The sequence below is a fragment of the Peloplasma aerotolerans genome, from assembly GCF_030012175.1.
Lineage (GTDB): Bacteria > Bacillota_I > Bacilli_A > Acholeplasmatales > Acholeplasmataceae > Peloplasma > Peloplasma aerotolerans.
The window spans coordinates 1-1,289 of sequence record NZ_JASCXW010000082.1; the positions used below are offsets into that span (position 1 = coordinate 1).

Annotated in this window: 1 protein-coding gene; it reads left to right on the plus strand. The window is 29.2% G+C overall.

The genetic code is table 11. The features are described 5' to 3' along the window. Window positions 1-1,289: DEAD/DEAH box helicase (locus tag QJ521_RS09635; protein WP_282840270.1), on the plus strand; the 1,289-nt coding region annotated here is incomplete at both ends.

A 1,289-nucleotide genomic window follows, 5' to 3' on the forward strand; every position in this document is an offset into this window, starting at 1 on the left:
GTATTAAATAATCTTGCTAAAATAGATATATCCTGCTATGAAGTTATCAACGCTATTGACAATGACATAATTGTTGATGACACCAAATATAAACCAATATTAATGAGGTTAGATTCAAATGCACAATTCAGAGAGATCAAGGTTTATGAAAATCCTCAATACGGTAATAACGATGTAATTGAAATATCTCAAATACAAATAATTGATGAGATTTTTACAAATGCTGAAAAAGCTTTAAGTAACGAAGCATTCAATGATACATTCATGACTGCATCTACTGGTGCGGGGAAATCCATTATTTTTCAAATTCCAGCAATTAAATTAGCTGAAGAATACAATTTATTAACTCTAGTAATTACACCACTTATCGGATTGATGAACGATCAAGTATCTAATCTTCAAAAATTAACAGATAAAGCAGCTACAATCAATTCTGAATATACACCAATCGAAAAAGAAAGAATAAAACAAGACATAAATAATGGGAAAATATCAATCCTTTATCTTTCACCAGAAACTCTATTATCTAATACAGATATAAAGATGTTAATTGGTGATAGAAGAATTGGCCTAATTGTAATCGATGAAGCACATACTGTCGCAACATGGGGAAAAAGTTTTCGACCAGATTATTGGTACTTGGGAGATTTTTTGAAAAAACTAAAGAAATACAATAAAGAGATGTCTTTCCCAATCGCTGCTTTCACAGCAACTGCAACCCTAGGTGGATCTGATGATATGTATTACGATATAATCAGCGATCTTTCTCTAAATGTTAAAAAGCCATATATTGGAAAAATAATTAGAGAAAACATTTCATTTAATATCAAAATTCAAAGTAAAGAAAATGATTACAGACAAGAAAAAGATCAACTAGTAGTAACTCGAATGAACGAATTTTTAGATAGAAATGAAAAAACATTAGTATATTTTCCTTTTGTATCTCAAATAAATAAGACTTATAGTAAGATTTTAGCTACTAAACTTGAAAGTATAGGTAAATATTATGGCAATGTTGATAAAATAGAAAAAAATGAAACTTTAGAAGATTTTAGAATTGGAAAAAAGAAACTTGTACTTGCAACCAAAGCTTTTGGTATGGGTATTGATATAGATGATATTCAAAATGTGTATCATTATGCTCCTTCTGGTAATTTAGCAGATTATGTTCAAGAAATCGGAAGAATAGCTAGAAAAAAAGATATGGCTGGAGTTGCATATACGGATTTCTTTGACGAAGACTTAAGATACATTAAGCAGCTGCATGGTATATCATCAATAAAAAATTA